The 25816-nt window shown below is 63.3% G+C and carries 23 protein-coding genes; 12 read left to right on the top strand and 11 right to left on the bottom strand.

The features are described from left to right. Positions 1-155 precede the first annotated feature (155 nt). The 6 genes from lepA to pdxJ all read left to right on the top strand — a co-directional run bounded on the left by lepA (position 156) and on the right by pdxJ (position 6080). Entirely contained in the window at positions 156-1955 is a 1800-nt protein-coding gene (gene lepA, locus MFF34_RS22710; protein WP_085273580.1) for a translation elongation factor 4, read from the top strand. A gap of 5 nt (positions 1956-1960) precedes the next feature. Beyond that, entirely contained in the window at positions 1961-2815 is an 855-nt protein-coding gene (gene lepB / locus MFF34_RS22705) for a signal peptidase I (RefSeq protein WP_027594147.1), read from the top strand. A 161-nt stretch (positions 2816-2976) separates the two neighbouring features. Further along, positions 2977-3666, top strand: a complete 690-nt coding sequence (rnc, locus tag MFF34_RS22700) for a ribonuclease III (RefSeq protein WP_027594148.1) — start codon at positions 2977-2979, stop codon at positions 3664-3666. Beyond that, the gene (era, locus tag MFF34_RS22695) at positions 3659-4561 is read left to right on the top strand and encodes a GTPase Era (RefSeq protein WP_027594149.1); all 903 of its coding nucleotides are present in this window, start codon (positions 3659-3661) and stop codon (positions 4559-4561) included. Before rnc ends, era begins: the two co-directional genes overlap by 8 nt. A 51-nt stretch (positions 4562-4612) precedes the next feature. Then, positions 4613-5296: a DNA repair protein RecO gene (recO, locus tag MFF34_RS22690; protein ID WP_027594150.1), complete on the top strand. Its 684-nt coding sequence runs from the start codon at positions 4613-4615 to the stop codon at positions 5294-5296. Positions 5297-5357: 61 nt separating this feature from the next. Continuing rightward, positions 5358-6080 carry a pyridoxine 5'-phosphate synthase gene (pdxJ, locus tag MFF34_RS22685; RefSeq protein WP_189662533.1) on the top strand — a complete coding sequence of 241 codons (723 nt, stop codon included), beginning with the start codon at positions 5358-5360 and terminating at the stop codon, positions 6078-6080. A gap of 65 nt (positions 6081-6145) precedes the next feature. Here the strand turns inward: pdxJ and MFF34_RS22680 are convergent, their stop codons facing one another. Next, entirely contained in the window at positions 6146-7528 is a 1383-nt protein-coding gene (locus MFF34_RS22680) for a heavy metal sensor histidine kinase (RefSeq protein ID WP_238216576.1), read from the bottom strand. Continuing rightward, positions 7525-8199 (bottom strand): heavy metal response regulator transcription factor, encoded by a 675-nt coding sequence (locus tag MFF34_RS22675; RefSeq protein ID WP_238216574.1) that lies wholly within the window; start codon positions 8197-8199, stop codon positions 7525-7527. The genes MFF34_RS22680 and MFF34_RS22675 overlap by 4 nt, the downstream gene beginning before the upstream one ends. A gap of 239 nt (positions 8200-8438) precedes the next feature. Between MFF34_RS22675 and MFF34_RS22670 the strand changes: the two genes are divergently transcribed. From MFF34_RS22670 to MFF34_RS22655, 4 genes are all read left to right on the top strand, one after another. Continuing rightward, positions 8439-8642 (top strand): hypothetical protein, encoded by a 204-nt coding sequence (locus tag MFF34_RS22670; RefSeq protein ID WP_238216572.1) that lies wholly within the window; start codon positions 8439-8441, stop codon positions 8640-8642. A gap of 200 nt (positions 8643-8842) precedes the next feature. After that, positions 8843-10006: an alpha-xenorhabdolysin family binary toxin subunit A gene (locus tag MFF34_RS22665; protein WP_238216571.1), complete on the top strand. Its 1164-nt coding sequence runs from the start codon at positions 8843-8845 to the stop codon at positions 10004-10006. A 13-nt stretch (positions 10007-10019) separates the two neighbouring features. Next, positions 10020-11015 (top strand): alpha-xenorhabdolysin family binary toxin subunit B, encoded by a 996-nt coding sequence (locus MFF34_RS22660; protein WP_238216569.1) that lies wholly within the window; start codon positions 10020-10022, stop codon positions 11013-11015. A 69-nt stretch (positions 11016-11084) separates the two neighbouring features. Next, positions 11085-12230 (top strand): alpha-xenorhabdolysin family binary toxin subunit A, encoded by a 1146-nt coding sequence (locus tag MFF34_RS22655; protein ID WP_238216568.1) that lies wholly within the window; start codon positions 11085-11087, stop codon positions 12228-12230. 3 nt (positions 12231-12233) lie between these two features. On the opposite strand, the gene cmoB is transcribed toward MFF34_RS22655, so the two are convergent. The 7 genes from cmoB to MFF34_RS22620 form a co-directional block, all read right to left on the bottom strand. After that, positions 12234-13190 (bottom strand): tRNA 5-methoxyuridine(34)/uridine 5-oxyacetic acid(34) synthase CmoB, encoded by a 957-nt coding sequence (cmoB, locus tag MFF34_RS22650; RefSeq protein WP_238216566.1) that lies wholly within the window; start codon positions 13188-13190, stop codon positions 12234-12236. Further along, a complete protein-coding gene (gene cmoA / locus MFF34_RS22645) occupies positions 13187-13930 on the bottom strand; it encodes a carboxy-S-adenosyl-L-methionine synthase CmoA (protein ID WP_085273574.1) in 744 nt (247 codons plus the stop codon). Before cmoA ends, cmoB begins: the two co-directional genes overlap by 4 nt. Positions 13931-14062: 132 nt before the next feature. Then, on the bottom strand, positions 14063-14455 hold the full coding sequence (locus MFF34_RS22640; protein ID WP_238216564.1) for a protease inhibitor I42 family protein: 393 nt from the start codon (positions 14453-14455) through the stop codon (positions 14063-14065). 108 nt (positions 14456-14563) lie between these two features. Beyond that, positions 14564-16984, bottom strand: a complete 2421-nt coding sequence (gene lon / locus MFF34_RS22635) for an endopeptidase La (protein WP_238216562.1) — start codon at positions 16982-16984, stop codon at positions 14564-14566. A gap of 147 nt (positions 16985-17131) precedes the next feature. Then, positions 17132-19543, bottom strand: coding sequence for a glucose/quinate/shikimate family membrane-bound PQQ-dependent dehydrogenase (locus MFF34_RS22630; RefSeq protein ID WP_238216560.1), 2412 nt, complete (start codon positions 19541-19543; stop codon positions 17132-17134). Positions 19544-19575: 32 nt separating this feature from the next. Next, positions 19576-20910, bottom strand: a complete 1335-nt coding sequence (locus tag MFF34_RS22625; RefSeq protein ID WP_238216559.1) for a carbohydrate porin — start codon at positions 20908-20910, stop codon at positions 19576-19578. A 320-nt stretch (positions 20911-21230) separates the two neighbouring features. Continuing rightward, positions 21231-23282 carry a TonB-dependent receptor gene (locus tag MFF34_RS22620; RefSeq protein ID WP_238216557.1) on the bottom strand — a complete coding sequence of 684 codons (2052 nt, stop codon included), beginning with the start codon at positions 23280-23282 and terminating at the stop codon, positions 21231-21233. Positions 23283-23447: 165 nt separating this feature from the next. Here MFF34_RS22620 and MFF34_RS22615 point away from each other — a divergent pair, with 165 nt between their 5' ends. Both MFF34_RS22615 and MFF34_RS22610 read left to right on the top strand, forming a co-directional pair. Then, positions 23448-23669 carry a VF530 family DNA-binding protein gene (locus MFF34_RS22615; RefSeq protein WP_027594165.1) on the top strand — a complete coding sequence of 74 codons (222 nt, stop codon included), beginning with the start codon at positions 23448-23450 and terminating at the stop codon, positions 23667-23669. Position 23670: 1 nt separating this feature from the next. After that, positions 23671-24312, top strand: a complete 642-nt coding sequence (locus MFF34_RS22610) for a Pr6Pr family membrane protein (RefSeq protein WP_238216555.1) — start codon at positions 23671-23673, stop codon at positions 24310-24312. A gap of 172 nt (positions 24313-24484) precedes the next feature. Here the strand turns inward: MFF34_RS22610 and MFF34_RS22605 are convergent, their stop codons facing one another. Beyond that, positions 24485-25246: a siderophore-interacting protein gene (locus MFF34_RS22605; RefSeq protein ID WP_238216553.1), complete on the bottom strand. Its 762-nt coding sequence runs from the start codon at positions 25244-25246 to the stop codon at positions 24485-24487. Beyond that, the gene (locus MFF34_RS22600; protein ID WP_099430966.1) at positions 25243-25785 is read right to left on the bottom strand and encodes a PadR family transcriptional regulator; all 543 of its coding nucleotides are present in this window, start codon (positions 25783-25785) and stop codon (positions 25243-25245) included. Before MFF34_RS22600 ends, MFF34_RS22605 begins: the two co-directional genes overlap by 4 nt. Positions 25786-25816 lie beyond the last annotated feature (31 nt).

The raw sequence follows: 25816 nt of genomic DNA, 5'->3' as shown, positions 1-25816 counted from the left end.
AGGTACGGCGCTGCGGCGTTACGAAGCGGCTTGCCAGCGACACTGTCGGCACAGACAGCCGATCAGGAATCTCCCATATCCCTGCTGCTTGAGGTACAATTCCCGGCTATTTTTCGGCGGGCGTCCCGGCTCGCAGCCTTTTCGAGTGTTGACCCGTGAGTGATTTGAGTCATATCCGCAATTTCTCCATCATCGCCCACATCGACCATGGCAAGTCGACGCTGGCCGACCGTTTCATCCAGATGTGCGGTGGCCTGTCTGCGCGCGAAATGGAAGCCCAGGTCCTCGACTCCATGGACCTGGAGCGCGAACGCGGGATCACCATCAAGGCCCACAGCGTCACGCTTCATTACAAGGCGCAAGACGGCAAGACCTACCAGCTGAACTTCATCGACACCCCCGGCCACGTCGACTTCACCTATGAAGTCTCGCGCTCGCTGGCCGCCTGTGAAGGCGCACTGTTGGTGGTGGACGCCGGTCAAGGCGTCGAAGCCCAGTCCGTGGCCAACTGCTACACCGCCATCGAGCAAGGCCTCGAGGTTATGCCGGTGTTGAACAAGATGGACCTGCCCCAAGCTGACCCGGACCGCGTCAAGGACGAGATCGAGAAGATCATCGGCATCGACGCTACCGACGCCGTGGCGTGCAGTGCCAAGAGCGGCATGGGCGTCGACGAGGTGCTCGAGCGCCTGGTGCACACCATCCCCGCGCCGGTAGGCGAAATCGACGCGCCGCTGCAGGCGCTGATCATCGACTCCTGGTTCGACAACTACCTGGGCGTAGTCTCGCTGGTGCGTGTGCGTCAGGGCCGCGTCAAGAAAGGCGACAAGATCCTGGTCAAGTCCACCGGCAAGGTGCACCTGGTCGACAGCGTCGGCGTCTTCACCCCGAAACACACCCAGACCGCCGACCTCAAGGCCGGTGAAGTGGGCTTCATCATCGCCAGCATCAAGGACATTCACGGTGCACCGGTTGGTGACACCCTGACCCTGTCCTCGACCCCGGAAGTCGAAGTGCTGGCGGGCTTCAAGAAGATCCAGCCACAGGTCTACGCCGGCCTGTTCCCGGTCAGCTCGGACGATTTCGAAGACTTCCGCGACGCGCTGCAGAAGCTGACGCTCAACGACTCCTCGCTCCAGTACATGCCGGAAAGCTCCGACGCCCTGGGCTTCGGTTTCCGCTGCGGCTTCCTGGGCATGCTGCACATGGAAATCATCCAGGAACGTCTGGAGCGTGAGTACGACCTGGACCTGATCACCACTGCGCCTAGCGTGATCTACGAGCTCGAACTGAAAACCGGCGAAACCATCATCGTCGACAACCCGTCGAAGCTGCCGGACGTTTCGTCCGTCACCGACTTCCGCGAGCCGATCGTCACCGCGACCATCCTGGTGCCGCAGGAGCACCTGGGTAACGTCATCACCCTGTGCATCGAGAAACGTGGCGTTCAGCGCGACATGCAGTTCCTCGGCAGCCAGGTTCAGGTGCGTTACGACATGCCGATGAACGAGGTGGTACTGGACTTCTTCGACCGCCTCAAGTCGACCAGTCGCGGTTACGCCTCGCTGGACTATCATTTCGATCGCTACCAGTCGGCCAACCTGGTCAAACTGGATGTACTGATCAACGGCGACAAGGTCGATGCCCTGGCGTTGATCGTGCACCGCGACAACGCGGCCTACAAAGGCCGTGCGTTGACCGAGAAGATGAAGGAGCTGATCCCTCGGCAGATGTTCGATGTGGCGATCCAGGCAGCTATCGGCGGCCAGATCATCGCGCGGACAACCGTCAAGGCGCTCAGAAAGAACGTACTGGCCAAGTGCTACGGTGGTGACGTCAGCCGTAAGAAGAAACTGCTGGAGAAGCAGAAGGCCGGTAAGAAACGCATGAAGCAAGTGGGCAACGTGGAGATTCCACAAGAGGCCTTCCTTGCTGTGCTCAGGTTGGATAGCTAGGTCCTATGTCGCTAAATTTCCCGCTGTTGCTAGTCATCGCCGTAGCTGTCTGCGGCCTGTTGGGCTTGATCGACCTGCTGTTCCTGGCCCCGCGCCGGCGAGCGGCAATCGCCAACTATCAGGGGCGCGTCAATCCGCCCGAGATGGCGGTGGTCGAGCGCCTGAACAAGGAGCCGCTGCTGGTTGAATACGGCAAGTCGTTCTTCCCGGTGCTGTTCATCGTGCTGGTACTGCGCTCGTTTTTGGTCGAGCCGTTCCAGATCCCTTCGGGGTCGATGAAGCCTACCCTGGAAGTGGGCGACTTCATCCTGGTGAACAAGTTCTCCTATGGCATTCGCCTGCCGGTGATCGACAAGAAGGTCATCGAGGTGGGTGACCCGCAACGCGGCGATGTGATGGTGTTCCGCTATCCGAGCGACCCGAACGTCAACTACATCAAGCGTGTCGTTGGCCTGCCGGGCGACCAGATCCGCTACACCAACGACAAGCGGCTGTACGTCAATGGCCAACCCATTGCCGAACAACTGGTGGGCACCGAACCGGGCACCTTGGGCAGCGCCGAGCTGTACAAAGAGAAGCTGGGCGAGGCCGAACACCTGATCCGCAAGGAGATGAGCCGTTACCGCATGCCGCCGGACCAGCAATGGACCGTACCGGCTGGCCATTACTTCATGATGGGCGACAACCGCGACAACTCCAACGATAGCCGTTACTGGGATGACCCGAACATTCCCAAGGAACTGCACGGCATGGTTCCGGACCGGAACATTGTCGGCAAGGCCTTCGCGGTCTGGATGAGCTGGCCAGAGCCCAAGCTCAGCCATATGCCCAACCTGTCGCGGGTCGGCCTGATCCATTGATACCCTTCGGCGCTGTCCAGCAGACAGCGCCGAATGCATTTCTGACATAGGCTGTGTTCTCAGGGATCGAGAGTTTCGCCGCGTACAGCGGCGGGCCACAGCCAAACAGTCTTTCAGGATGTTGATTTGAACAACGCGTTGAACAACGAACGGGTGGCCGCATGAGTGCTTCCCTCGCCGCACTGGAGCGAAAGCTCGGTTACACCTTCAAGAACCAGGACCAGATGCTTCTGGCCCTGACCCATCGCAGCTACGCCGGGCGCAATAACGAACGCCTGGAGTTTCTGGGCGACGCCATTCTCAACTTCGTGGCCGGTGAGGCGCTGTTCGAGCGCTTCCCGCAGGCCCGTGAAGGCCAGTTGTCGCGCTTGCGTGCGCGTCTGGTCAAGGGTGAGACCCTGGCCCGCCTGGCGCGAGGCTTTGATCTGGGCGAGTACCTACGACTGGGTTCGGGTGAGCTGAAAAGCGGCGGTTTCCGCCGCGAATCGATCCTGGCCGATGCCCTGGAGGCGCTGATTGGCGCCATCTACCTGGACGCGGACATGCAGACCGCCCGGGAGCGTATCCTGGCCTGGCTGGCCGATGAATTCGAAAGCCTGACCCTGGTCGATACCAACAAGGACCCCAAGACCCGCCTGCAAGAGTTCTTGCAGTCGCGCAGCTGTGAGCTGCCGCGCTACGAGGTGGTGGATATCCAGGGCGAACCGCACTGCCGTACCTTCTTCGTCGAATGCGAAGTGGTGCTGTTGAACAACAAGAGCCGTGGTCAGGGTGTGAGCCGGCGTATCGCTGAGCAAGTCGCCGCTGCGGCTGCATTGATCGCCCTGGGCGTGGAGAATGGCAATGACTGATAACAACCCGACTCGCTGCGGCTACGTGGCCATTGTCGGCCGCCCCAACGTGGGCAAGTCGACCTTGCTCAACCACATCCTCGGGCAGAAGCTGGCGATCACCTCGCGCAAGCCGCAGACCACCCGCCACAACATGCTCGGCATCAAGACCGAGGGTGATGTGCAGGCGATCTACGTCGACACGCCGGGTATGCACAAGGCCAACGACAAGGCCCTGAACCGTTACATGAACCGTAACGCTTCGGCAGCCCTGAAAGACGTCGACGTGGTGATCTTCGTGGTTGACCGTACCCGCTGGACCGACGAGGACCAGTTGGTGCTCGAGCGCGTCCAGTACGTCAGCGGCCCGGTCATCCTGGCGGTCAACAAGACCGACCGCCTGGAAGAAAAAGCCGACCTGATTCCGCACCTGCAATGGCTGCAGGAGCAACTGCCGAACGCGGAAGTGGTACCGATCTCCGCGCAACAGGGGCATAACCTCGAGGCGCTGGAAGGCCTGATCGCCAAGCACCTGCCGGAGAACGAGCACTTCTTCCCGGAAGACCAGATCACCGACCGCAGCAGCCGTTTCCTGGCCGCTGAACTGGTGCGCGAGAAGATCATGCGCCAGCTGGGTGCGGAGCTGCCGTACCAGATCACCGTAGAGATCGAAGAGTTCAAGCAGCAAGGGCACGTGTTGCACATCCATGCGCTGATCCTGGTCGAACGCGATGGCCAGAAGAAGATCATCATCGGTGACAAGGGCGAGCGTATCAAACGCATTGGCTCCGACGCGCGCAAGGACATGGAAGTGCTGTTCGACGCCAAGGTCATGCTCAACCTCTGGGTCAAGGTCAAAGGCGGTTGGTCCGACGATGAGCGCGCCCTGCGCTCGCTGGGCTACGGCGACCTGTAACCCTATAGCGGCCCGGATCTCTCCGGGCCGCTCTGCTTTCGGGCCACTCCCATGGAACAACCTGTCGGCCAGCCGGCCTATGTGCTGCACAGTCGTGCCTACAAGGAAACCAGCGCACTGGTGGACTTCCTCACGCCGCAAGGCCGTGTGCGGGCCGTATTGCGTCGTGCGCGGGGCAAAGGTGGCAGCCTGGTGCGGCCGTTCGTGCCGCTGGAAGTGGAGCTGCGCGGGCGCGGCGAGCTGAAGAATGTTGGCCGTCTGGAGACACTTGGCATCGCCGCCTGGTTGCACGGCGATGCGCTGTTCAGCGGGTTGTACCTCAACGAGCTGCTCATGCGTTTGCTGCCCGCCGAAGCCCCTCACCCTGCGCTGTTCGAGCACTACACCCTGACATTGCAGGCGCTGGCCGCCGGGCGCCCCCTGGAGCCGTTGTTGCGTTCTTTCGAATGGCGCCTGCTGGACGAGCTCGGTTATGCGTTTTCGTTGCAGCATGACGTGAACGACTTGCCGATCGCCGCCGATGGCCGCTACCGCTTGCGCGTGGATGCCGGGCTTGAGCGGGTCGAGTTGCTGCAGCCCGGGTTGTTCCTGGGGGGCGAGCTGTTGGCCCTGGCGCAAGCCGACTGGGAAGCCCCGGGGGCGCTGCTGGCAGCCAAGCGGTTGATGCGTCAGGCACTGGCCGTTCATCTGGGTGCTAAACCCCTGGTCAGCCGGGAACTGTTTCGCAAGCGCTGATCACGTCGTATGCTGTGGGGCTTAATCTTCAGGAGAGCCTTTCGTGACTCACAGCAACCGCATGCTTCTCGGCGTAAATATCGACCACGTGGCGACACTGCGCCAGGCCCGGGGCACGCGTTACCCTGATCCGGTCAAGGCTGCCCTGGATGCCGAAGAGGCGGGTGCGGACGGCATCACCGTGCACCTGCGCGAAGACCGCCGGCACATTCAGGAGCGCGATGTGGTGGTGCTCAAGGATGTACTGCAGACCCGCATGAACTTCGAAATGGGCGTCACCGAAGAGATGATGGCCTTCGCCGAGAAGATCCGCCCGGCGCACATCTGCCTGGTGCCCGAGACCCGCCAGGAGCTGACTACCGAAGGCGGCCTGGACGTGGCGGGACAAGAGGCGCGGATCAAGGCAGCAGTCGAGCGCCTGGCCCGCACCGGTGCCGAAGTGTCGCTGTTCATCGACGCCGACGAGCGGCAGATCGAAGCCTCGCGTCGCGTAGGCGCGCCGGCCATCGAACTGCACACCGGCCGTTACGCCGATGCACAGACGCCGACTGAGGTGGCTGAAGAGCTCAAGCGCATCGCGGACGGTGTTGCGTTTGGGGTGGGCCAAGGGCTGATCGTCAATGCCGGCCATGGCCTGCATTACCACAACGTTGAGGCAGTCGCAGCGATCAAGGGCATCAATGAGCTGAACATTGGCCACGCGTTGGTGGCCCACGCGCTGTTCGTCGGCTTCAAGGCTGCGGTGGCGGAGATGAAGGCGTTGATCGTGGCGGCTTCGCGCTGATCGCAGGTTGACGGAAATGGTCTCATCGCCGGCAAGCCGGCGATGAGGACGGTACCAGCAGCCGGTCACTCGGCTCTGAACACCAGGGTAAACCGGGTTGGCCCTGCCGGGCTGCTCATCACCTCGACCCGCCCACCATGCAACTGCATGATCGACTTCACGATCGCCAGCCCCAGCCCTGTGCCCCCCTCAAGCCGTGAGCGCCCAGCGCCCACGCGATAGAAACGCTCGAACAACTGCGGCTGATGCTCTGCGGCAATCCCCACGCCCTGATTCTCCACCCATACCCTGACATCGCCTGCGTGGCGCTCGATACCGAGGTCTATGCGCTTGCCTATCGGCGCATGCCGAATGGCATTGCTCAACAGATTCGACAGCGCACGCTGGAACATCAGCCGATCACCCAAGGCCGTGCCCCAGCCCTGAAGGTGAAGCTTGATGTCCTTGAACTCCGCGCTGATGGCAAACAGCTCCACTACCTGTGCAGCCTCACCGGCGAGCGCCAGGGGCTTGAGCGCCACTTGCGCCTGAGGCTGGCTAACCTGGGCGAGAAACAGCATGTCGTTGATGATGCGGTTGAGCCGGGTCAGCTCTTCGATGCTGTCCTCCAGCACTTCCCGGTAGTTGGCGTTGTCGCGCTCGCGGCTGAGGGTGACCTGGGCCTTGCCCATCAGGTTGCTTAGCGGCGTGCGTAACTCATGGGCAAGGTCGTCGGAAAACTGCGACAACTGTTGCACGCCTTGGTCGAGCCGGTCGAGCATCACGTTGATGGCCCTGGCCAGCTCGCCCAGCTCTTGTGGCAGGCCACTGTCGGGCAGGCGGTGGCTGAGGTCCTGGGCCGAAACCTGGCCGGCCACCCGGCGAAAATGGCGCAAGGGTTTCAGGCTGCGTTGCACCAGCTTCCAGGCGCCGATGCCGATCAGTATCAACAGCAAGGGCAGGGCGAGCAGGGTCGAGTGCAGGTAGGCCTGGAGCAGGGCGTTGTCGTCGGCGCGGTCGAGCGTCATCATCACCCGTACTGGTGTCTCGTCGCGCAAGCGCATCTGGCGTGTCGCAGTCAGCATTTGGTTACCACGGCTGTCGCGCCATTCGTGAAACGTCAGCCGGGCGCCGGTCGCCAGCGCGCCCACGCTCGACTCCAGGGCTGGGCCCAGGCTGAGCAGGTGCGGGTGGCGGCCCTCGAGCGCGAGCACGCTGAGGCTGAGGTTGTCGTGCCCCATGACCAGGTCGAGCAGGGGGTGGGCGCGACTGCCCAGGTCCTCGCTGCGCAGGTCGACACGCAGGTTATGTTCCACCTGCAACATCTTGCGCGCGAGGTCCTTGCGCGCGCGGCTGTCGAGCTCGTGATCGAGCGCCAACACCGCCAGGCAGGCCAGCAGCAGCACCAGCAGGGCGCCCATCAGGGTCACGCTCAGGCCTAGGCGCAACGACAGGCTGGCAGTCTTCAATGGCGCGCCTCGAGCACATAGCCGACGCCGCGCAGGGTATGGATCAGCTTGTCTTCGAAGGGGTCGTCGATCTTCGCCCGCAGGCGACGGATGGAAACCTCGACGACATTGGTGTCACAGTCGAAATTCATGTCCCAGACCAGCGAGATGATTTGCGTGCGCGACAGTACTTCACCGCTCTGGCGCATCAGCAGGTGCAGCAGGGAAAACTCCTTGGCGGTCAGGTCGATGCGCTTGGCGCCGCGCCAGGCCCGATGCCGGCCTGGGTCGAGTTCGAGGTCGGCGACCCGCAGGGTGGTGGGTTGCAGCGGCTGCTCGTTGCGCCGCAGCAGGCTGCGGATGCGCGCCAGCAGCTCGGGGAATTCGAACGGCTTGAGCAGGTAGTCATCGGCGCCCAAGTCGAGGCCCTTGACCCGGTCCGCCAGGCGACCGTGGGCGGTGAGCATCATGATCCGCGTAGCGGATTCGGCACGCAGCCGCTGGAGCACGCTCCAGCCGTCCAGCTCGGGCAAATTGACGTCGAGGATCACCAGGTCGTAGGCCTGTTGACGGGCCAGGTGCAGGCCGTCGACGCCGGTGCGGGCGCAGTCGACCACGTAGCCGTTCTCACGCAGACCCTGCTGCAGGTAATCGGCGGTGCGCAGTTCGTCCTCGATGATCAGTAGACGCATGGTAGGGCTCGGTTGAATGAAAGATGGCGATTCTCAGCCCTGTAGCGGGAACAGGGTCAAGCGCCGGGATGTTACGTCATGCGGGCGCCACACATCGCTGGATAACAGATTTGTAATCATGTCGCCATGTGCCGGTCAGCTGCCGCCCAGCTTGCAGGACTGTAATGTCCGCCTCACCTTGGTGTTAGCTGGCGTGCCCCAGGATGGCCTCATCTGAATCACTCGATGAGGTAACCCTGATGAACCTGACTCGGTATGTGTTGTGGGTGCTACTGGCGCTGGGCAGCACCAGCGCGCTGGCGGAGGGCGGCGCAGAACGCTCGCGGCAGTTCTGGGAGGCGTTCCGCGAAGACCAGCAACGCCTGCATGGCCAGGCGGACCAGGCGCTGGCGGAACGTCAGCGCAAAACCCAGCAAGCCACCGAAAAGCTGGCCAAGGACTGACTTCGACCTCCGCCTTTGCGTGCTCCCGCAATGACGGTTCGTTTGGCGCCCCAGGTGGGCGCCTGTTTTGCGTGTGCCAGGCGCAGCGCCCGGTGCACCGCTGCAAATGGCGGAAAAACTGCCCGCTGCTGTGCCTCCTGTCGCTGCCTTAGCGTGGTCGGACCAAGCCTTCCCAGGGCTTGACTCGAGGAGACACGACCATGAGTACACAAACGGCTGAGTACGATCAGCTACAGGCGGATGCGGCAAAGACACCGGCCAAGCTGATCCAGGCCATGGCCGAGCGCGATGGCGAGGATGAAGGCGGACTGACCCTCAGCCGCGAGCACATCATCACCCTCAATCGGTATGTCAATTTTGTCTTCGGCCTGCCGTCGACCCCTGACAATCTGCAGCGCTGGCTGGGCTACACGCAGATCGACGAACCCGAACTGGCCCCCGCCGGCATGACCACGTTGTTCGATGCGTTGCGTGGCCATGCGCGCAGTTGGGGCCCGCTTTCCGACAGCAACAAGAAGCTCGCCAGCGAACTGGCCTCCACGGCCGCGTCGATCAACGCTGCCGGGGAAACCATCGTCGAAGAGTGCCGGCAGATTCGCGCGTTGGGCTCCGACATCAAAGCGTGGGACAAGGTCGTGCTGGGTACCCCGGTGAAACTGGACCGTGCCGACCAGCGGGCGGTTTCGTCGCTGGTCGATTACCTGCAGATCCTCCAGGAGGATGTGCAGCGCTACGCGGTGCGGGTCGCCACCGTGCGCGGCGAAACCGAGACGTTCCGCGATGCCGCGCGCTTCAAGCTGATCCCGGCGGTGAAACAGAAAGGTCAAGCGGTCGAGCGCACCAAGGGTGACAGTGTGGTGGAGCGCCTTCGCGTGCAGCTCAAGGAGCTGGACGACGAGATCGCTGCCTTGAGCAAAGAGTATGACCAGTACGTCAAGCAGGCCCTCAGCGGCCTGGTCGCAGGGCCGATCGGCGCGGTAATCACCGGCGGCATCTACGGGAGCAAGGCCGAGAAGGTTCGCAAGGAGCGCAAGCGTCGCCAGGCAGAGCGGCGTGCTACCAGCGAGCAACTGCGCGTGCGAGTCAATCTTGAGGGCCGCATGGAAGAGATGGCGACCTTCGTCGGCGAGCTCGATACCCGCTTGCAGGACGTGGTGACTGCGGCGTCCCACTTGCAGACCGCCTGGGAAATCGTCGGTGCGTACATCGACGCGTCGATCGGCAAGCTCGAACAGATCTCCGACAACCGCGCGTTGGCCAGGTTTGTCATTTATTTCCGGCAGTTCCTGGCGCAGTGGATCCAGATCGAAAAGACCTCCCTGCAACTGACCCGCATCTTCGACGACGCCGCTTCGGCCCACTAACAGGTGAACGACCATGAACGACAAAATCAGTGTTCTGCATACCCGCGCCAATCCGCCTGAGTTGGGCAACGTGCTGGGTGCAACGCGAGGCTTCACCGAAGCCTGGCAGCGCGGCGAGTTGAAATTTCAGCCGGTGATCCACGAGTCGCTGGAGCGCCACATGAAGCTGTTCATCAACTGCGCCGACGTGATGGCGCGCAACGCCCAGCGCGTTGTCGCGGAAATTTCCAATGAACCACTGCGCGACATCCTCGACGCCCTGGAGGACGGCGACGATGAGGAGGTGTTGGCAATTGCTGGAGAAGTCGCCAACACGGTGAAGTCTCTGCTGGACACCCAGGTGGCCCACCTGGGCAGGGAACAGCAGGCGCTGGCCGCCCTGGCAGCGCTGGCTTGGGCCCGCGACGAACAGCGGCTGCTCAAGCAACAGCAGGATCTGGCCAACCTGCACACCCAGGTAAGCGCCGAGCATGATCGCGAGAAGCACAGCCAGTCGGCGATCGAGCAGGCCATTGCCACCCTGGAGGCCCAGGGCTTGCAGACCCGCTTCGGAGGTGTCGTACCTTCGGCGCAAGACCTGGTCAAACTGGCCGTACCTGGCGCTGAGGCCGCAGCGATAGCCGACGCCGTGGACAAGGCGGTAAAGCAGCTGCAAACCCTGCTTGGCGATGTCGTCGAAGGCATGCGCTACGCCCAGTTGCAGCAGGCGCGGCGGGCTGCCCGCGAGCGGGTGGCGAACCTGGCGCGACAAGTGCGCGAACTCGATCAGCGTCAGCAGGTGGTGAGCGCGCAACTGGCGGCACTGCTAACGATGCCGCGTTTGCACGAGCAACGCTCCGAGTGGGACGCCGGCATCAATGTCGTGCGCCAGGCCCTGGCCAACTTCGTGCCGCGAATAGGCACTGCGGCCCCGAGCAACGTTGTGCAGGTGCAAGCCCTGGACGACACCTTCAAGCTTCTGCTGGCCTATCAGCGACAACTGATCGAGCAGCATCGTCACGGGCTGTAACGGCCCATGTCGACCGTGCTCATCGGGCGCGGTCGGCTGCGCCATACCCAAGTGGATAAGAGTCGAACCATGAATCCCCGGACATTGAGCTTCCTAGAACAGCAACAAAAGGCGATTGTCCTGCCAGGCGCCTTGATTGGCGCCATGGACGACCGCGACGGACAGGGCCGGGCGGGCTTGATCCTGACCTGTGAATCACGCCAGACCCTTAGCGACTACAGCCTGCGTATGCTGGCGCTGCCGGGCGATCGCTTGCAGACCTTGCGCTGGCTCGGCTACACCAGCATTGCCGAGCCAGAGTTGACGCCTGATCGTATGCTCGCCATGTTCAAGCGCTTGCGGGCCCACGGGCAAAGCTGGAGCCATCTGGAGCGCAGCACCCAGGCGGTCACCCTTCAGCTCGATGCGCATGCCAGCCAGGTCGAGGATTGCGGTGCCGAGGTCGTGCAACTGGTCGCGCGCACGCGTGCGCTGGGGCCCAATCGACCTTCGTGGGACAGCCTGCGCGAGGCGCCCGATGTACCACTCGATGGGCATGACCGCACGTTGATCAATTCGATGGCTGACCGGCTGATGGGCTTGCATGCGCTGATCGACGATTTTGACCTGCAACTGGATAGCGTGCGGCTGGGCTTCGAGCGCTTTCGCGACGAGGCGCGCTTCAAGCTACGCCCGGAAGTGGTCGAGAAGTGCCGAGCGGCAGCGCGCTTTTCACAGGCCCCGGATGGCGAAAACCTGGCTTGGGAGCTGGCCAGCCTGGATGAGGACATCAAGGCGGTGCGCAGTGAATATGAACGTTACTCCAGGCAATCCTCGCTCGGCTGGATCGGCGGTCCTTTCGGCGCGTTGATCGGCAATTCGATCTATGGCTCCAAAGCCAAGTCAGCGCGCGCCGAACTTCGCCGCCTGGAGCATCGGCGCAGCGCAGTCAGCCAGCAGTTGAGCGAGTTTCGTCGGGTGGAGGGGCGCGTGCAAAAGCTGTACTCCAACATGGGCCAGCTGGAGCTCGACCTGTGGGATGTGGTGCTTGCGGCGGGTCACCTGCACACGGCCTGGCAAACCATCGAGGCCTACCTGGAAAGCGCGGCAGGCCAACTTGGCAAGATGGACACCCGCCAGCAACTGGCGGTGTTCATTTACTACTTCAGGCAGTTTCTCGCCCAGTGGGCAGGGATACGTAAACATTCCCAGGAGATGGCGAAGGTCTTCAACTAGGCGCTACTTGCGCGCTACGATCGTTGCCCGCCGTGGCGCGGGCAGGCCTTCGATGGTCAGGCTTTGGTCATTGGGGTCGAGGAAGTCGCTCAGTGACTGGTAGCGCATCCAATCGGTGCTGCGCTGTTCTTCGATGCTGGTGACGCTGACATCGACGCAGCGTACATCGCTGAAGCCGGCGCGGCGCAACCAGCGCTCCAGGGCGGGTACCGAGGGCAGGTACCAGACGTTGCGCATTTGTGCGTAGCGGTCTTCTGGGACCAGCACCTGTTGCTCGTCGCCTTCGACCACCAACGTCTCCAGCACCAGCTCGCCGCCTTTGACCAGGCAATCCTTGAGCGCCAGCAGGTGCTCTATGGGGGAGCGGCGGTGGTAAAACACGCCCATGGAGAACACCGTGTCGAACCCTTCAAGGTTTGCCGGCAAATCTTCCAGGGCGAACGGCAAGTGCCAGGCTGGCAGCTCGGGCAAGTACTGCTGCACGGCCTGGAACTGGCAGAAGAACAGCCAGTTGGGGTCGACCCCGATCACCATATCGGCACCGGCGCCGAGCATGCGCCATTGGTAATAACCGTTGCCGCAGCCGACATCGAGCACGCGCTTGCCCTTGAGGTCCAGGTGCGGGCTGACCCGCGACCACTTCCAGTCCGAGCGCCATTCGGTGTCCACGTGCACGCCGAACAGGTCGAACGGCCCTTTGCGCCAGGGCGACAAGCCCATCAGCGCCTCACGCATCTGCGCGCGGGTGGCGTCGTCGCAGTCGCAATCCAGGCGCAGCCCGTTGACCAGGTCGATTTCGCTGGGTTGCAGGGCGGGAAGCGCATCCAGCGCGCCGCGCCAGCGATCGAGGTCGCCGTGGCCTTTTTCCAGCTTGGCTTCCAGTTGCGCTTGCAGGCCTTGCGACCAGGAAGCCAGGGGGGTACCCGCCAGGCGGCGGACCAAAGGGGACAGATCGATCATGGCAGGGCTATCAGCGAGGCGAAGTTGAGGCATTGGAACCACGGCACGACCTTGGAGAAACCCGCAGCGCGCAGGCGCGCCTTGTGCGCATCCAGGGTGTCGGGCTTCATCACGTGCTCGATGGCACTGCGCTTCTGGGCAATCTCCAGTTCGCTGTAGCCGTTGGCCCGTTTGAAGTCCAGGTGCAGTTCATTCAGCAGGTTTTGCTCGTCATCGTCGGCGAAACGCAGCTTTTCCGAAAGGATCAGCGCGCCGCCCGGCAGCAGTGCCTGGCGGATACGGCCGAGCAACTCAAGGCGTTGGTCGGGTGCGATGAATTGCAGGGTGAAGTTCATCGCCACTACCGAGGCCGGCTCGAAGGGCAGGGCGAGGATGTCGGCTTCCAGCACGTTGACCGGCAGCAGCTCCTGGAACATCGAGTCCTGCGCGGTGAGGTACTGGCGGCAGCGCTCGACCATCGCAGCGGAGTTGTCCACGGCGATGACGCGGCAGCCGTCGCTGCGTACATGACGGCGCAACGACTGGGTGACAGCGCCCAGTGAGGCACCCAGGTCGTACAGCGTACTGTTCGGCTGGGCGAAGCGTGCGGCCAGCACGCCGAGGTTTTCGACGATGGTCGGGTAGCCTGGCACCGAACGCTTGATCATGTCCGGGAACACGCGCACCACGTCTTCGTTGAAGGCGAAGTCGGGTACCTGCTCCAGAGGTTGGGCGAAGAGGCGGTCGGGTTGTTTGCTCACTGCGGGCTCGATACGGGGTGAAACGGAAACGCATTTTAGCCAAAGGCGGAGCATCTTGCCATGGCAGTACTTCGGGGCCAGTGCACGTGCCAGCAGGCAGTCAAGGTTGCCAGCGACAGGCGTTAAGCGCGGTCAGCGGACGATGACCTTGCACTCGAAGCTCTGCACCGGTGCGACTTCAGCCTCCCAGGGGCGTTGATACACCAGCACCAGTTGGGCTTCTCCGGCACTGCTGGCAAGGTAGCGCCAGGTGGACGAGCCGGCACTGCCGACCACGTCGGTGTCATCGGGGGCACTGTAGACCTCGGGGCCGAGGCTTTGCAGGATGCTTGCGGCAGGGTTCTCAATGCGCCAGCGGTAGCCGGTTGAGGGGTTTCCTGGAAGGGTCAGGGTCAGTGCCTGGCCCACCTTCAGACGCTGGGGGCATTCGCTTTCGGCGTCCAGCTCGACGGTTGGCAGGGGGTGCTGGGCGCAGGCAGCAAGCAGGGTAAGGCTCAGTGGAACGAGCAGACGAGGGGCGGTCATGTTGGCTCCGTAGGCTGGCGATGACCTGAGGATAACCGAAGCACGTGCAAATTTGTGCCACCGGTACAGGCCTGTTCACGGCGAATGCCGCAAACAGGCCAGGGCTGATCAGAACAGCACTTTCGCCACGTCGGCAAAGCGCTTGGCAAAATGCACCGTCAGCCCTTCACGCAGGTAGTCTGGCAATTCTTCGAAGTCGCCGCGGTTGGCCTCGGGCAGGATCAGCTCGAAGATCTTCTGCCGCTTGGCGGCAATCACCTTCTCACGCACCCCGCCAATGGGCAGCACCTGGCCGGTCAGGGTCAGTTCACCGGTCATGGCCACGCCTTTTTTCGGCGCCTGGTCCCGCGCCAGAGACAGCAGCGCGCTGGCCATGGTCACCCCCGCGCTTGGGCCATCCTTGGGCGTAGCACCCTCGGGCACGTGCAGGTGGATGAACGCCTCGTTGAAGTAGCCTGGGTCACCGCCAAACTGCTTGAGGTTGGAGCTGACGTAGCTGTAGGCGATCTCGGCGGACTCTTTCATCACATCCCCCAGTTTGCCGGTCAGCTTGAAGCCGCGGCTGAGGGTATGAATGCGGGTGGCTTCGATCGGCAGCGTGGCGCCGCCCATGCTGGTCCAGGCCAAGCCCGTTATCACGCCTTTGCCGGCCAGCACCTGCTCGCTGCGGAATACCGGCATGCCGAGCGCGGCCTCCAGGTCTTTGCTGCCAATCTTGAGCTTGGCATCCGGGTCCTCCAGCAGCTTGACCACGGCTTTGCGCACCAGTTTGCCCAGTTGCTTCTCCAGCTGCCGCACGCCGGCCTCACGGGCATAGCCCTCGATCACGGTGCGCAGCGCGCTGTCAGTGATGCTCAGGCTGGTCTTGGTCACGCCAGCCTTGTCCAGTTGTTTGGGCCACAGGTGGCGCTTGGCGATGGCCAGCTTTTCTTCGGTGATGTAGCCGGAGAGGCGGATCACTTCCATGCGGTCGAGCAACGGCCCGGGGATCGAGTCGAGGGTGTTGGCTGTGCAGACGAACAGCACTTTGGACAGGTCCAGGCGCAGGTCCAGGTAGTGGTCAAGGAAGTCGACGTTCTGCTCGGGGTCGAGGGTTTCCAGCAGCGCCGAAGCCGGGTCGCCCTGGTAGCTCTGGCCCATCTTGTCGATCTCGTCGAGCATGATCACCGGGTTCATCACTTCGACGTCTTTCAGCGCCTGCACCAGCTTGCCCGGTTGGGCGCCGATGTAGGTGCGGCGGTGGCCCTTGATTTCCGCCTCGTCGCGCATGCCGCCGACGCTGAAGCGGTAGAACGGCCTGCCGAGCGATTCGGCAATGGACTTGCCAATGCTGGTCTTGCCCACACCCGGTGGGCCCACCAGCAGCACGATCGAGCCGCTGATCTCGCCTTTCCAGGCGCCCACGGCGAGGAATTCGAGGATGCGTTCCTTGATGTCATCAAGGCCGGCGTGGTGCTGGTCGAGCACCTTGCGCGCGTGCTTGAGGTCGAGCTTGTCTTTGCCGTAAACGCCCCACGGCAGGGCGGTGGCCCAGTCAAGGTAGTTGCGGGTCACGGCGTATTCTGGCGAGCCGGTCTCGAGGATCGCCAGCTTGCCCATTTCTTCGTCGATGCGCTTCTGCGCCTGGGCGGGCAAGGTCTTGCCCTCAAGGCGCTGCTCGAACTGTTCGAGGTCGGCGCTGCGGTCGTCCTTGGTCAGGCCCAGCTCCTGCTGGATGACCTTGAGCTGCTCCTTGAGGAAGAACTCGCGCTGGTGCTCGCCGATCTGGCGGTTGACCTCGGCCGAGATCTCGTTCTGCAGGCGCGCCACCTCGACCTCTTTGCGCAGCATCGGCAGGACCTTTTCCATGCGTTTGAGCATGGGCACGCAGTCGAGCACTTCCTGCAACTGGCTGCCGGTGGCCGACGTAAGGGCTGCGGCAAAATCGGTCAGCGGTGAAGGGTCGTTGGGGCTGAAGCGGTTGAGGTAGTTTTTCAGCTCTTCGCTGTACAGCGGGTTGAGCGGCAGCAGCTCTTTGATCGCATTGATCAGCGCCATGCCGTAGGCCTTGACCTCGTCGGTAGGCTCGGTGGGTTGGCGCGGGTATTCCACCTCGACCAGGTAGGGCGGGCGATGGTGCTTGAGCCAGGTCCGGATGCGCACCCGGGTCAGGCCCTGGGCCACGAACTGCAGCTTGCCGTTCTCACGGCTGGCGTGGTGCACCTTGACCAGGGTGCCGTACTCCGGCAGGGCGGAGGTGTCGAAATGGCGGTGGTCTTCGGGCGGGGTGTCCATGAAGAACAGCGCCAGGCAGTGGTCGGGTGACTTGGCGACCAGGTCGAGGGTTTCTGCCCAGGGCTCTTCGTTGACAATCACGGGCAACACTTGTGCCGGGAAGAACGGGCGGTTGTGAATCGGGATCACATAGACCTTGTCCGGCAGTTGCTGGCCGGGCAGGGCGAGGGCGTGGCCGGGTGTGGCCTGGGTATCGGCGTGCTCGACTTCGCTGTGTTCGTCGGGGTGTTCGGGGAAATCCTGCTGGTTGCTCATGGGGCACCTGCGTGAATGACTATGGTGCTTAGATGGGGCGCGGGGGGATGGGTTTCAAGCTTTGCGTTAGAAGGTGCAAGCTGCAAAAAAAAACGGGGCCCTGCAGGCCCCGCTTTCTCTTGTGGCTTGTAGCTTGCCGCTAGAAGCTTAGTCGGCGAGTTTGTAAGCGATGATGTAATCACCCATCTTGGTGCCCAGCGAGCCGTGGCCGCCAGCGGTCACCAGCACGTACTGCTTGCCGTCCTTGCCGCTGTAGGTCATCGGCGTGGCCTGGCCACCGGCCGGCAGGCGGGCTTTCCACAGCTCTTTACCGTTGTTGGTGTCGTAGGCACGCAGGTACTGGTCCAGGGTGCCGCTGAGGAAGCCGACGCCGCCTGCGGTAACGATCGAACCGCCCATGCTCGGCACGCCTACCGGCAGGCCGATTGGCACAGGTGTGCTGTCGCGGGTGGTGCCGTTCTTGTGCTTCCACACGACCTTGTTGGTGAATAGGTCGATGGCCGCCACATAGCCCCAGGCAGGCGCCTGGCACGGTACGCCCAGCGGCGACATGAACGGGTGCATGGTCACCGCGTACGGTGCGCCGGTGTTGGGCTGCACGCCGCTGGTCTCGCTTTCGCGCTTGCTGCCGGCGGCCACTTGCTCGCGCGGCACCATCTTCGACACGAAGGCCATGTAGTTGGGCGAGGTGAACAGCAACTGGCGTACCGGGTCGACCGACACGCTGCCCCAGTTGAACACGCCAACGTTACCTGGGTAGATCAGCGAACCCTGCTCGGACGGCGGGGTGTACTGGCCTTCGTAACGCAGTTCGCGGAACTGGATGCGGCACAGCATCTGGTCGAACGGTGTGGCGCCCCACATGGCCTGTTCGGTCAGCTCAGGGCCGAGCAGGTTGAGGTCGGAGCGGGCCTGGGTCGGCGAGGTGTGGTCGCCTTTCACGGCGCCTTGCGGGGTCGGGATTTCACGGATCGGCACGATTGGCGTGCCGTCGCGGCGGTCCAGCACATACAGGCTGCCCTGCTTGGTCGGCACGATGATCGCCGGCTTCACGCCATCGGCGGTCTTCAGGTGGACCAGGGTTGGCTGGCTGCCGACGTCCATGTCCCACAGGTCGTGGTGGGTGAACTGGTAGTTCCAGCGGGCCTTGCCGGTGGTCAGGTCGAGGGCGACAACACCTGCGCTGTACTTTTCCGCGCCGGGGGTGCGGTCGGCGCCCCATTGGTCTGGGGTCTGGTTGCCTAGCGGCAGGTAGATCATGCCGAGGTCTTCATCGACGCTGGCGATCGACCACATGTTTGCAGAGTTGCGGCTGTAGGTCTTGCCGGGTGCCAGAGGCTTGGTGTCGTCCGGGTTGTTGCTGTCCCAGTTCCACACCAGGTGGCCGTCGTGTACGTCGTAGGCGCGGATAACGCCAGAGGGCTCGTTGGTCGACTCGTTGTCGGTGACATGGCCGCCGATGATCACCAGATCACGGGTGATCGCCGCCGGCGAAGTGGAGTAGTAGCCGCCGGCGGTGAATGGGCCGATGCCGGTGGTCAGGTCGATCACGCCCTGGTTGGCGAAGCCTTCGCAGACCTTGCCGTTGTCGGCGTTGATGGCGATCAGGCGGGCGTCGGCGGTGGGCAGGTACAGGCGGCGCGGGCAGGCCTGGGCGACCGTCTTGCCGGCATCGGTGATTTTCGGTGCTGGGCTGCCATCACGGCTGACGTAGTTGTTCTCGTCATAGTACGAGGCGCCGCGGCAGGTCATGTGGGCGAAGCCCTTGAAGGTACCGACCGGGCTCTTGACCTGTGGGTCGTATCGCCAGATTTCGGCGCCGGTGTCCGGGTCCAGGGCCAGCAGCTTGCTGTGCGCGGTGCAGGCGTAGAGGATGCCGTTGACCTTCAGCGGGGTGTTCTGGTTAGTCAGCTCCACCGGGTCGTTGTCCGTCGGCAGGTCGCCGGTACGGATGCGCCAGGCTTCTTCCAGGCGGTAGGCGTTCTGCGGGGTGATCTGGCGCAGCGGCGAATAGCGGTCACCATGCTCGGTGCGGCCGTAGGCCTGCCATTCGCCGTCGGGCATGGCCGGCGCGGCGCTGGCCATCTCACTGCTCTCGCGGCCCAGTTCGCCGAACACTTCACCCGGGTGGGTGAATTGGCTGCCCAGGGCGCAGGCACCGGAGGCGACCACGGCGACGCTGAGCAGCGCGGTGTTGGCCTTGGCGGCCGGGCCGATCAGTGGGCGACGTGCCCAAGGCAGCAGCAGGACCACGCCAATGGCGAACCAGATGGCCAGGCGCGGCACCAGTTGCCACCAGTCCAGGCCCACTTCCAGCAATGCCCAGGCGGTGCTGCCGAGCAGCACCAGGCCGTACAGCCCGAGGGCGATGCGGCGCTGGGCCAGCAGCAGGATACCGGACAGGGCAAAGCCGATGCCGGCGATCAGGTAATACAGCGACCCCCCCAGCTGGCTCAGCTTGATGCCGCCAGCCAGCAGGGCCAGGCCCATCAGCAACAGCAGCACGCCCAGAAGGCGCGGTAGCCAGCGGGTTCCATTCTTGGCACCGTCAGTGCTCATCGTAGGTTCTCCGTTATGTCAAAAAAGTTGATTCAGAAAGTGCTTTGGATCTTCAAGCCGCCGATCAGCGCATCGTCAACCTGCGACACCCCGCCCGGGTGGCGGATGTACTGCAGGTTGGGGCGCACTGTGAGCCAGTCGGCCAAGTGAATGCCGTAGTACAGCTCGGCGCTGTACTCCGTGTCCTGCGCGGGCAGGTAGCCAGGGTTGTCGTAGTCGTCGAGGCCGGCGGCCTGGTTGGCCAGGCGGGCGTTCTTGCGGTAGGCCGGGTTGACGTGCACGCGGGCGAGGGCGAAACCGATGTCGTCCTTGGCGCGGGCATCGAAGGGCCCTTTGTATACCAGTCCTGCCTGAACATAGTTGTCGATGGCATTGGTCTTCTTGTCGTGCAAGGTGGCGTTGGCGAACAGGCTCAGGCCACGCGACTGGTCGGACGCCAGCGAGGTGACCTGCTGCTGGGCGCCGAGCCACATGCCGTGCTTGCTCGAACGGCTGCGGTAGGCGGCGCCACTGAGCGCAGCCGGCTGGCCGTTGCTGTCGTCGAGCACATCGAGTGCCTTGGCATTACTGTAGTAGTAGCCGGCGCGATATTCCCCTTTCAGGCCATTGACCTGTGGGCTCCACACCAGTTCGACCGGCAGGATGGCGCCCTGGGTGCCGCTGCCACTGAGCTTGAAACCGTTGCCCGATTCCAGGTTGGAAGGGTTTTGCTCGTACACGCCGACTTGGGCATAGAGTGCGTCGGTGAGGTTGTAGCGCACGCGCAGGGCCCATTGGCTGACGGGCCAGTTGTACCAGATGCCGCCAACCCAGTTGCCTACCTGCGAGCCGCAGAAGGCCAGGTTCTGGAAGTCGCAGGGGAAGCTGTTGAAGTCTTCGCCTTCGCCGAAACGGCCGAATTTGACGTCCAGCGCGCCGTCGAAGTACTTCTGTTTGACCCACAGTTGCGTGAGCCGCCAGGTTTCACCGCGGCCCCAGACTTCCTGGGCAGAGGTGAAGCCGCCGACACGCGGGTCGTTGATGCGGTCGTTGCTGATGTTGTCGCCGTGGCGCTCGGTGAGGGTCAGCTGGAACTCGGTGTCGTTCCAGCCAAAGATCTTTTCCAGGTCCAGGTGGCTGCCGAAGGTGAACTGGTCGCTGTAGCGCGCGGTACGGTCGTGGTCGAAGCCGCCGTGCAGGTTGCTGCCCATTTCGCCGGTATAGCCGAGGGTGAAGTCGTAACCTTTTGCCAGTAATTCACTGCGGGTGCCGCCCCAATCGCCCAGCATCCACGGGGAATCGCTGGCGAACATTTCGCTGGCGCTGGCAGGGGTTGCACAGGCGGTGAGGGCAAGGCCGATGAAACAGGTTTTGGGCAGCTGGAACATGAGATAGCGCTATCTTTTGATTATTGAACAAACGACAAGGGCATCGAAGGGCGGGCCCTTCAATGGAGATGACAACAAGGTGGAGTCGATGAAGCGATTCAGCTTGCGGCGGGGAGGATATAGGGGAAGTTGTAAGAAAAAAAGACAAATTGTCGCAGTTGATTGTTGTCGATCCGGTAACAGTGCCGTTTGTAGGAGCAGCCTTGTGCTGCGAAGAGGCCGGTGAAATCAGTAAAGATTTGCTGTGTTAGCTCAGGCCTCTTCGCAGCACAAGGCTGCTCCTACACGCGAATGGGGGCGCAGGGCGCCCCGATGACAGCTCAAAACGTCGTACGCAGCCCCACTTCCACACTGCGCCCCGGCGCTGGCGCAATATCCCGCAGAATCGAACTGGCATAGCGCACCGTCTGATCCGTCAGGTTTTCACCCCGCACGAAGGCCAGCCACTCGCTCTGCCCGATGTCGAAGCGATAGCCAACACTCGCGCCCAGCGTGGTGTAGCCATCGGTGCTGGTTTCGTTGGCCGGTGTGCGATGTTGCGACGCGGCATGCTGCACATCGACCCGCGCCTGCCAGCGGTCCAGCGCCCAGACCAGGCCGCTGTTCAGCCGCAGCGGTGCGATTCGCGGCAAAGGCTCGCCACTGTCGAGGTTCTTGGCCCGGGTGTAGTCGCCGGACAGCTCCAGCGCGAAGCTGCCATAGCGGTTCTCGACCAGTTGCCAGCGGTCTTGTGCCTCGATGCCATAGAAGCGCGCCCGCACGCCCTGATACTGGTATTCCGGGAAGCCGTCATGGTCGTGATCATGATCGTGGTCATGCTCGTCCTCGCCATGGTCGTGGTCATGGCCCTCACGCAGGTTGCCTGTGCCGATCAGGCCAATGTAGTTGCGAAAGTGGCTGTAGAAAACCCCGACGCTGCCTTTGTGAGTGCCGTTGTCGAAGCGCAGGGCCAGGTCGCCGGAAATGGCCTTTTCCTTGTTCAGGCTGGCATCGCCCACCTCGTAGGCCCCGGTGGCCACATGCGCACCGTTGGCATACAGCTCATAGAAGGTTGGGGCGCGCTCGGTGTAGCCAAGGTTGGCGGCCAGTGCCCAGACCGGGTCGAGCTGGTATACCGCCCCGGAGGACAGGCTGAAGGCATTGAAACTGCTGGCGCTGTCAGCCGCGGCAAAGGTCTCGTTGCCCTTGGCATCTGGGTCGACGCGGGTGTGCTCCAAACGCGCGCCCAGGCTCAGGTTGAGGCGCTCGGTGGCCTGCCATTGCTCAAGCATGAACAGCGCCAGGCTGTCGGTATCGGTATGTGGGACGAACGCTTCCTCCCCCAGTGCCGAGAACTCGTTACGGCTGACCTGGGCACCGATCACCCCTTCAACCGGCCCGAGGGGCTGATGGCGCGCCTCGATGCGTGCCTCGTAGCCCTTGTTCTTGAAGGTGGTGTGCACGTCCCCTTCTTCGATTTCGCTGTGCTCGTAGTCGGTATAGCCGGCATCGACCTTGACCGAGCTGAACGGGCCTTCGAGGTCACGCAGTTCAGAGGCGAATGCGTAGTGGTCTTGCTGCATGTCCAGGCGTACGCCGGGTTCGGCCACCGAGCCGTAGTTGCTGTCGTAGCGGCTGTAGGACAGGCCGGCATAGCCATGGTCCCACTGGTAAGACCCGCCGACGGCGCCCCCATCCTGACGCCCGTCGCTGTTCTCCAGGCGGTGTTTGCTGCCCGGCTCGTCGGCGTCACGCACCTTTGAGCTGCGCGCGTAACCAGGGATGCGCAAATCGTTGAACTGGCGGCTGTTGGCGTCCAGGTGCAGGGCGAAGGCGCCGTTGCCGGCTTCCAGTTTACCGGCGCTGCTGCGGGTGGTGTCGGCGCCGCCATAACGCAGCTCGCCCGCCCCGTGGATGCCTTCGATCGGCGCATCGGGGATGCGGTTATCGAAGGTATTGACCACACCGCCAATGGCATTGCCACCGTAGAGCAGGGCAGCGGGCCCGCGGACGATTTCGACCCGCTCCACGGTTACCGGGTCGAGCGGGACGGCATGATCATAGGACAGCGATGAAGCGTCCAATGCACCGACGCCGTTGCGAAGGATGCGGATGCGGTCGCCGTCCAGGCCGCGGATTACCGGGCGGCTGGCGCCAGGGCCGAACCAGGTAGAGGCGACGCCGGGCTGTTTGTTCAGGGTTTCACCGAGGCTGCCGTGTTGCTGTTGCAGCAGGTTGTCACCTTCGAGGACCGTGCTCGGGGCGGCCAGTTGACGATTGCCCAGCGGGTTGGCGGTGATGACCTGGGGTTCGAGTTCAACGGCCTGGCTGGGTGATGAGGCCAGCCACAGCGCGACGGCGAGAGGGGAGAGGCGGAGCGGGATGTACAGCATGGGGATGGGGCGTTCCTTGGCAGAGGCTTTTGTATTGTTACTGTATAACATTGCTATTTCAGCACAAGGCTTTCGCCTCTGGCCAGCGGTTTTTCAAGCGACCTGAGGTCCCCTGGCCACTACACTCGTGTAAGGTGCGCACCTTTCCCACGCTGGAGCACTGGCATGAGCACGGCCCAACACAACGCGCTGCACGGCAAGACCCTGGAGCAGATCCTCACCGAACTGGTGGCTCACTACGAATGGCAGGGCCTTGCCGAGCGCGTCGATGTGCGTTGCTTCAAGAGCAACCCAACCATCAAGTCGAGCCTGACCTTCTTGCGCAAGACGCCCTGGGCGCGGGAGAAGGTCGAACAGCTGTACGTGAAGCTGCAGCGCAAGGCCTGAGGTGCGGCGCCATCCGTGGCTGAGCCTGGCCGCCGTGCTCGGTTGGTTCGGCCTAGCGGTGCAGGTCTATCTGGTGCTGTTGGCGCGCTGGCAGGAGCAGGCCAGCCTGATTGGCGGCCTGGTCAACGTGTTTGGTTATTTCACCGTGCTGACTAACACCCTGGTAGCAACGGTTTTGAGCTATGCCGCGTTTGGCCGGGAGGGCAGCGCCAGGCGCTTCTTTTTGTTGCCGCCGGTCAGCTCCGCCGTGGCGGCCAGCATCGTGCTGGTGGCGTTGGCCTACAGCGTGCTGCTGCGCCACTTGTGGCAACCCGAGGGCTGGCAATGGCTGGCAGACGAGTTGCTGCATGATGTGATGCCGGCGTTGTTCGTGCTGTACTGGTGGTGCGCGGTGCCTAAGGGCCATTTGCGGCTGTGGCACCTGGCGGGCTGGGCGCTGTACCCGGCGGGGTACTTTGCCTATGCGCTGTGGCGGGGCAGTGAGATTGGCGTGTATGCCTACCCCTTCATCGATGTGGCGAGCCTCGGGTATGGGCGGGTGATGCTCAATGCCCTCGGGGTGTTGGCGGGGTTCTGGGGTATCGGGCTGGTGTTGCTGGGGTTGGACCGCTGGCGCGGCCGGCAGTTGGCGGTCAGCGTGTAGGAGCAGCCTTGTGCTGCGAAGAGGCCAGTGGCATCACCCTAGATCTCTAGGGCTGGCACTGGCCTCTTCGCAGCACAAGGCTGCTCCTACAGAAAGCTGAGCTGCGCCACAGATGTTGGGCAGCCGTCCATTATCTGGGGCGAAGCTCGAGCGCGTTACGCGAGAGCGGCGCTTACTCGTCGTCCGCAGTACCGTCCGCCCGCCAGTAGGCCGCTGCCTTCAAGGTATCGTCCGGCACGCCTTTTTCCAGCAGCAACGCCTTGGCCTGGCGGGTCAGGGCTTTTTCCAGCGCCACCCAGCCGTACAGCCTGCCTTGCGGCAAGGTCAGGTTCTTCAGCAGGGCGAGCAGGTCCTCTTCCTGGCGCCGGACCCAGATCACATCCACCTGTGCCTTGCTTGGCAGCGGCTGGCGTTCCTGTTCGTCTTCGATCTGGATTACCGCCAGCACGTGCCGGCCCGCTGGCAGTTCTTCAAGGCGGCGGCCGATAGCGGGGATCGCCGTCTCGTCACCGATCAGCAGGTAGCTGTCGAAGATATCCGGTACCACCAACGAGGCCCGTGGGCCGGCGATGTTCAGGTGTTGGCCTGGCGCAGCCTGGGCGGCCCAGGTGGAGGCAGGGCCATCACCGTGCAGGACGAAGTCGATGTCCAGTTCGTTGGCCACCAGGTCGATGCGCCGTGGTGTGTATTCGCGCATGGTGGGCCGTGCGCCGCCGTCGCGGCCCAGGTTACGGGCGTCGATGGCTTGCTGTTGCGCCGGCGTTTCGGCAAACAGCAGCTTCACATGATCGTCGGTACCGACGCTGGTAAAGCCCGCCAGTTCCGCACCGCCCAAGGTGATACGGCGCATGCGTGGGGTCAGGTCGGTGACGCGCAGCACGTCAAGGCGGCGCTGGCGGATTTCGTGGTTGACGCGGTGAATGGTGTCACTCATGGGGTGTTCTCCGTAACGGCATCGTCCGGCCCGGAGGCAATGGCCTTGGCCGTGTTGTTGAGCAGGTCGCGGACCCGTTCGATTTCTTCCGGTGTCCAGCGCCCGCTGTGCATGTGCAGCGCATGGCGCAGGTTGCCGACCGCTTCGTGGATCTCAGGTGGGCGGTCGTGCCCGCGCAGGGCGCGTTTGCTGACTTCGATGCGCATGCGCACGCCGTCGAGGGCGACCGCCTGCTCGGCCAGTGCGGTGCGGCCGGCATCGGTGATGGCGTACAGGCGTTTGCTGCCCTGGACTTGGCCGCTGATCAGCTCGGCCTCTTCAAGGAAGTTGAGGGTCGGGTAGATGACGCCGGGGCTTGGGCTGTAGCTGCCGTCGAACAGGTTCTCGATCTGGCGGATCAAGTCGTAACCGTGACCAGGTTGCTCAGCCAGCAGGGCCAGCATCAGCAGCTTGAGGTCGCCGGGGGCGAATACGCGAGGGCCGCGTTCGCCGCGGCCGGGGCGGCGCTCGAAAGGATCGTGGGGTGCAGGGTCGCGCATGAACATGGGCTCCGTCTTGTTCGATATATCT

Source organism: Pseudomonas sp. PAGU 2196 (genome assembly GCF_022179005.1).
In the GTDB taxonomy this organism is placed as follows: Bacteria; Pseudomonadota; Gammaproteobacteria; order Pseudomonadales; family Pseudomonadaceae; genus Aquipseudomonas; species Aquipseudomonas kermanshahensis.
Note: the sequence above shows the minus strand (reverse complement) of the source record. Positions and strands in the feature narration are given on the sequence as shown.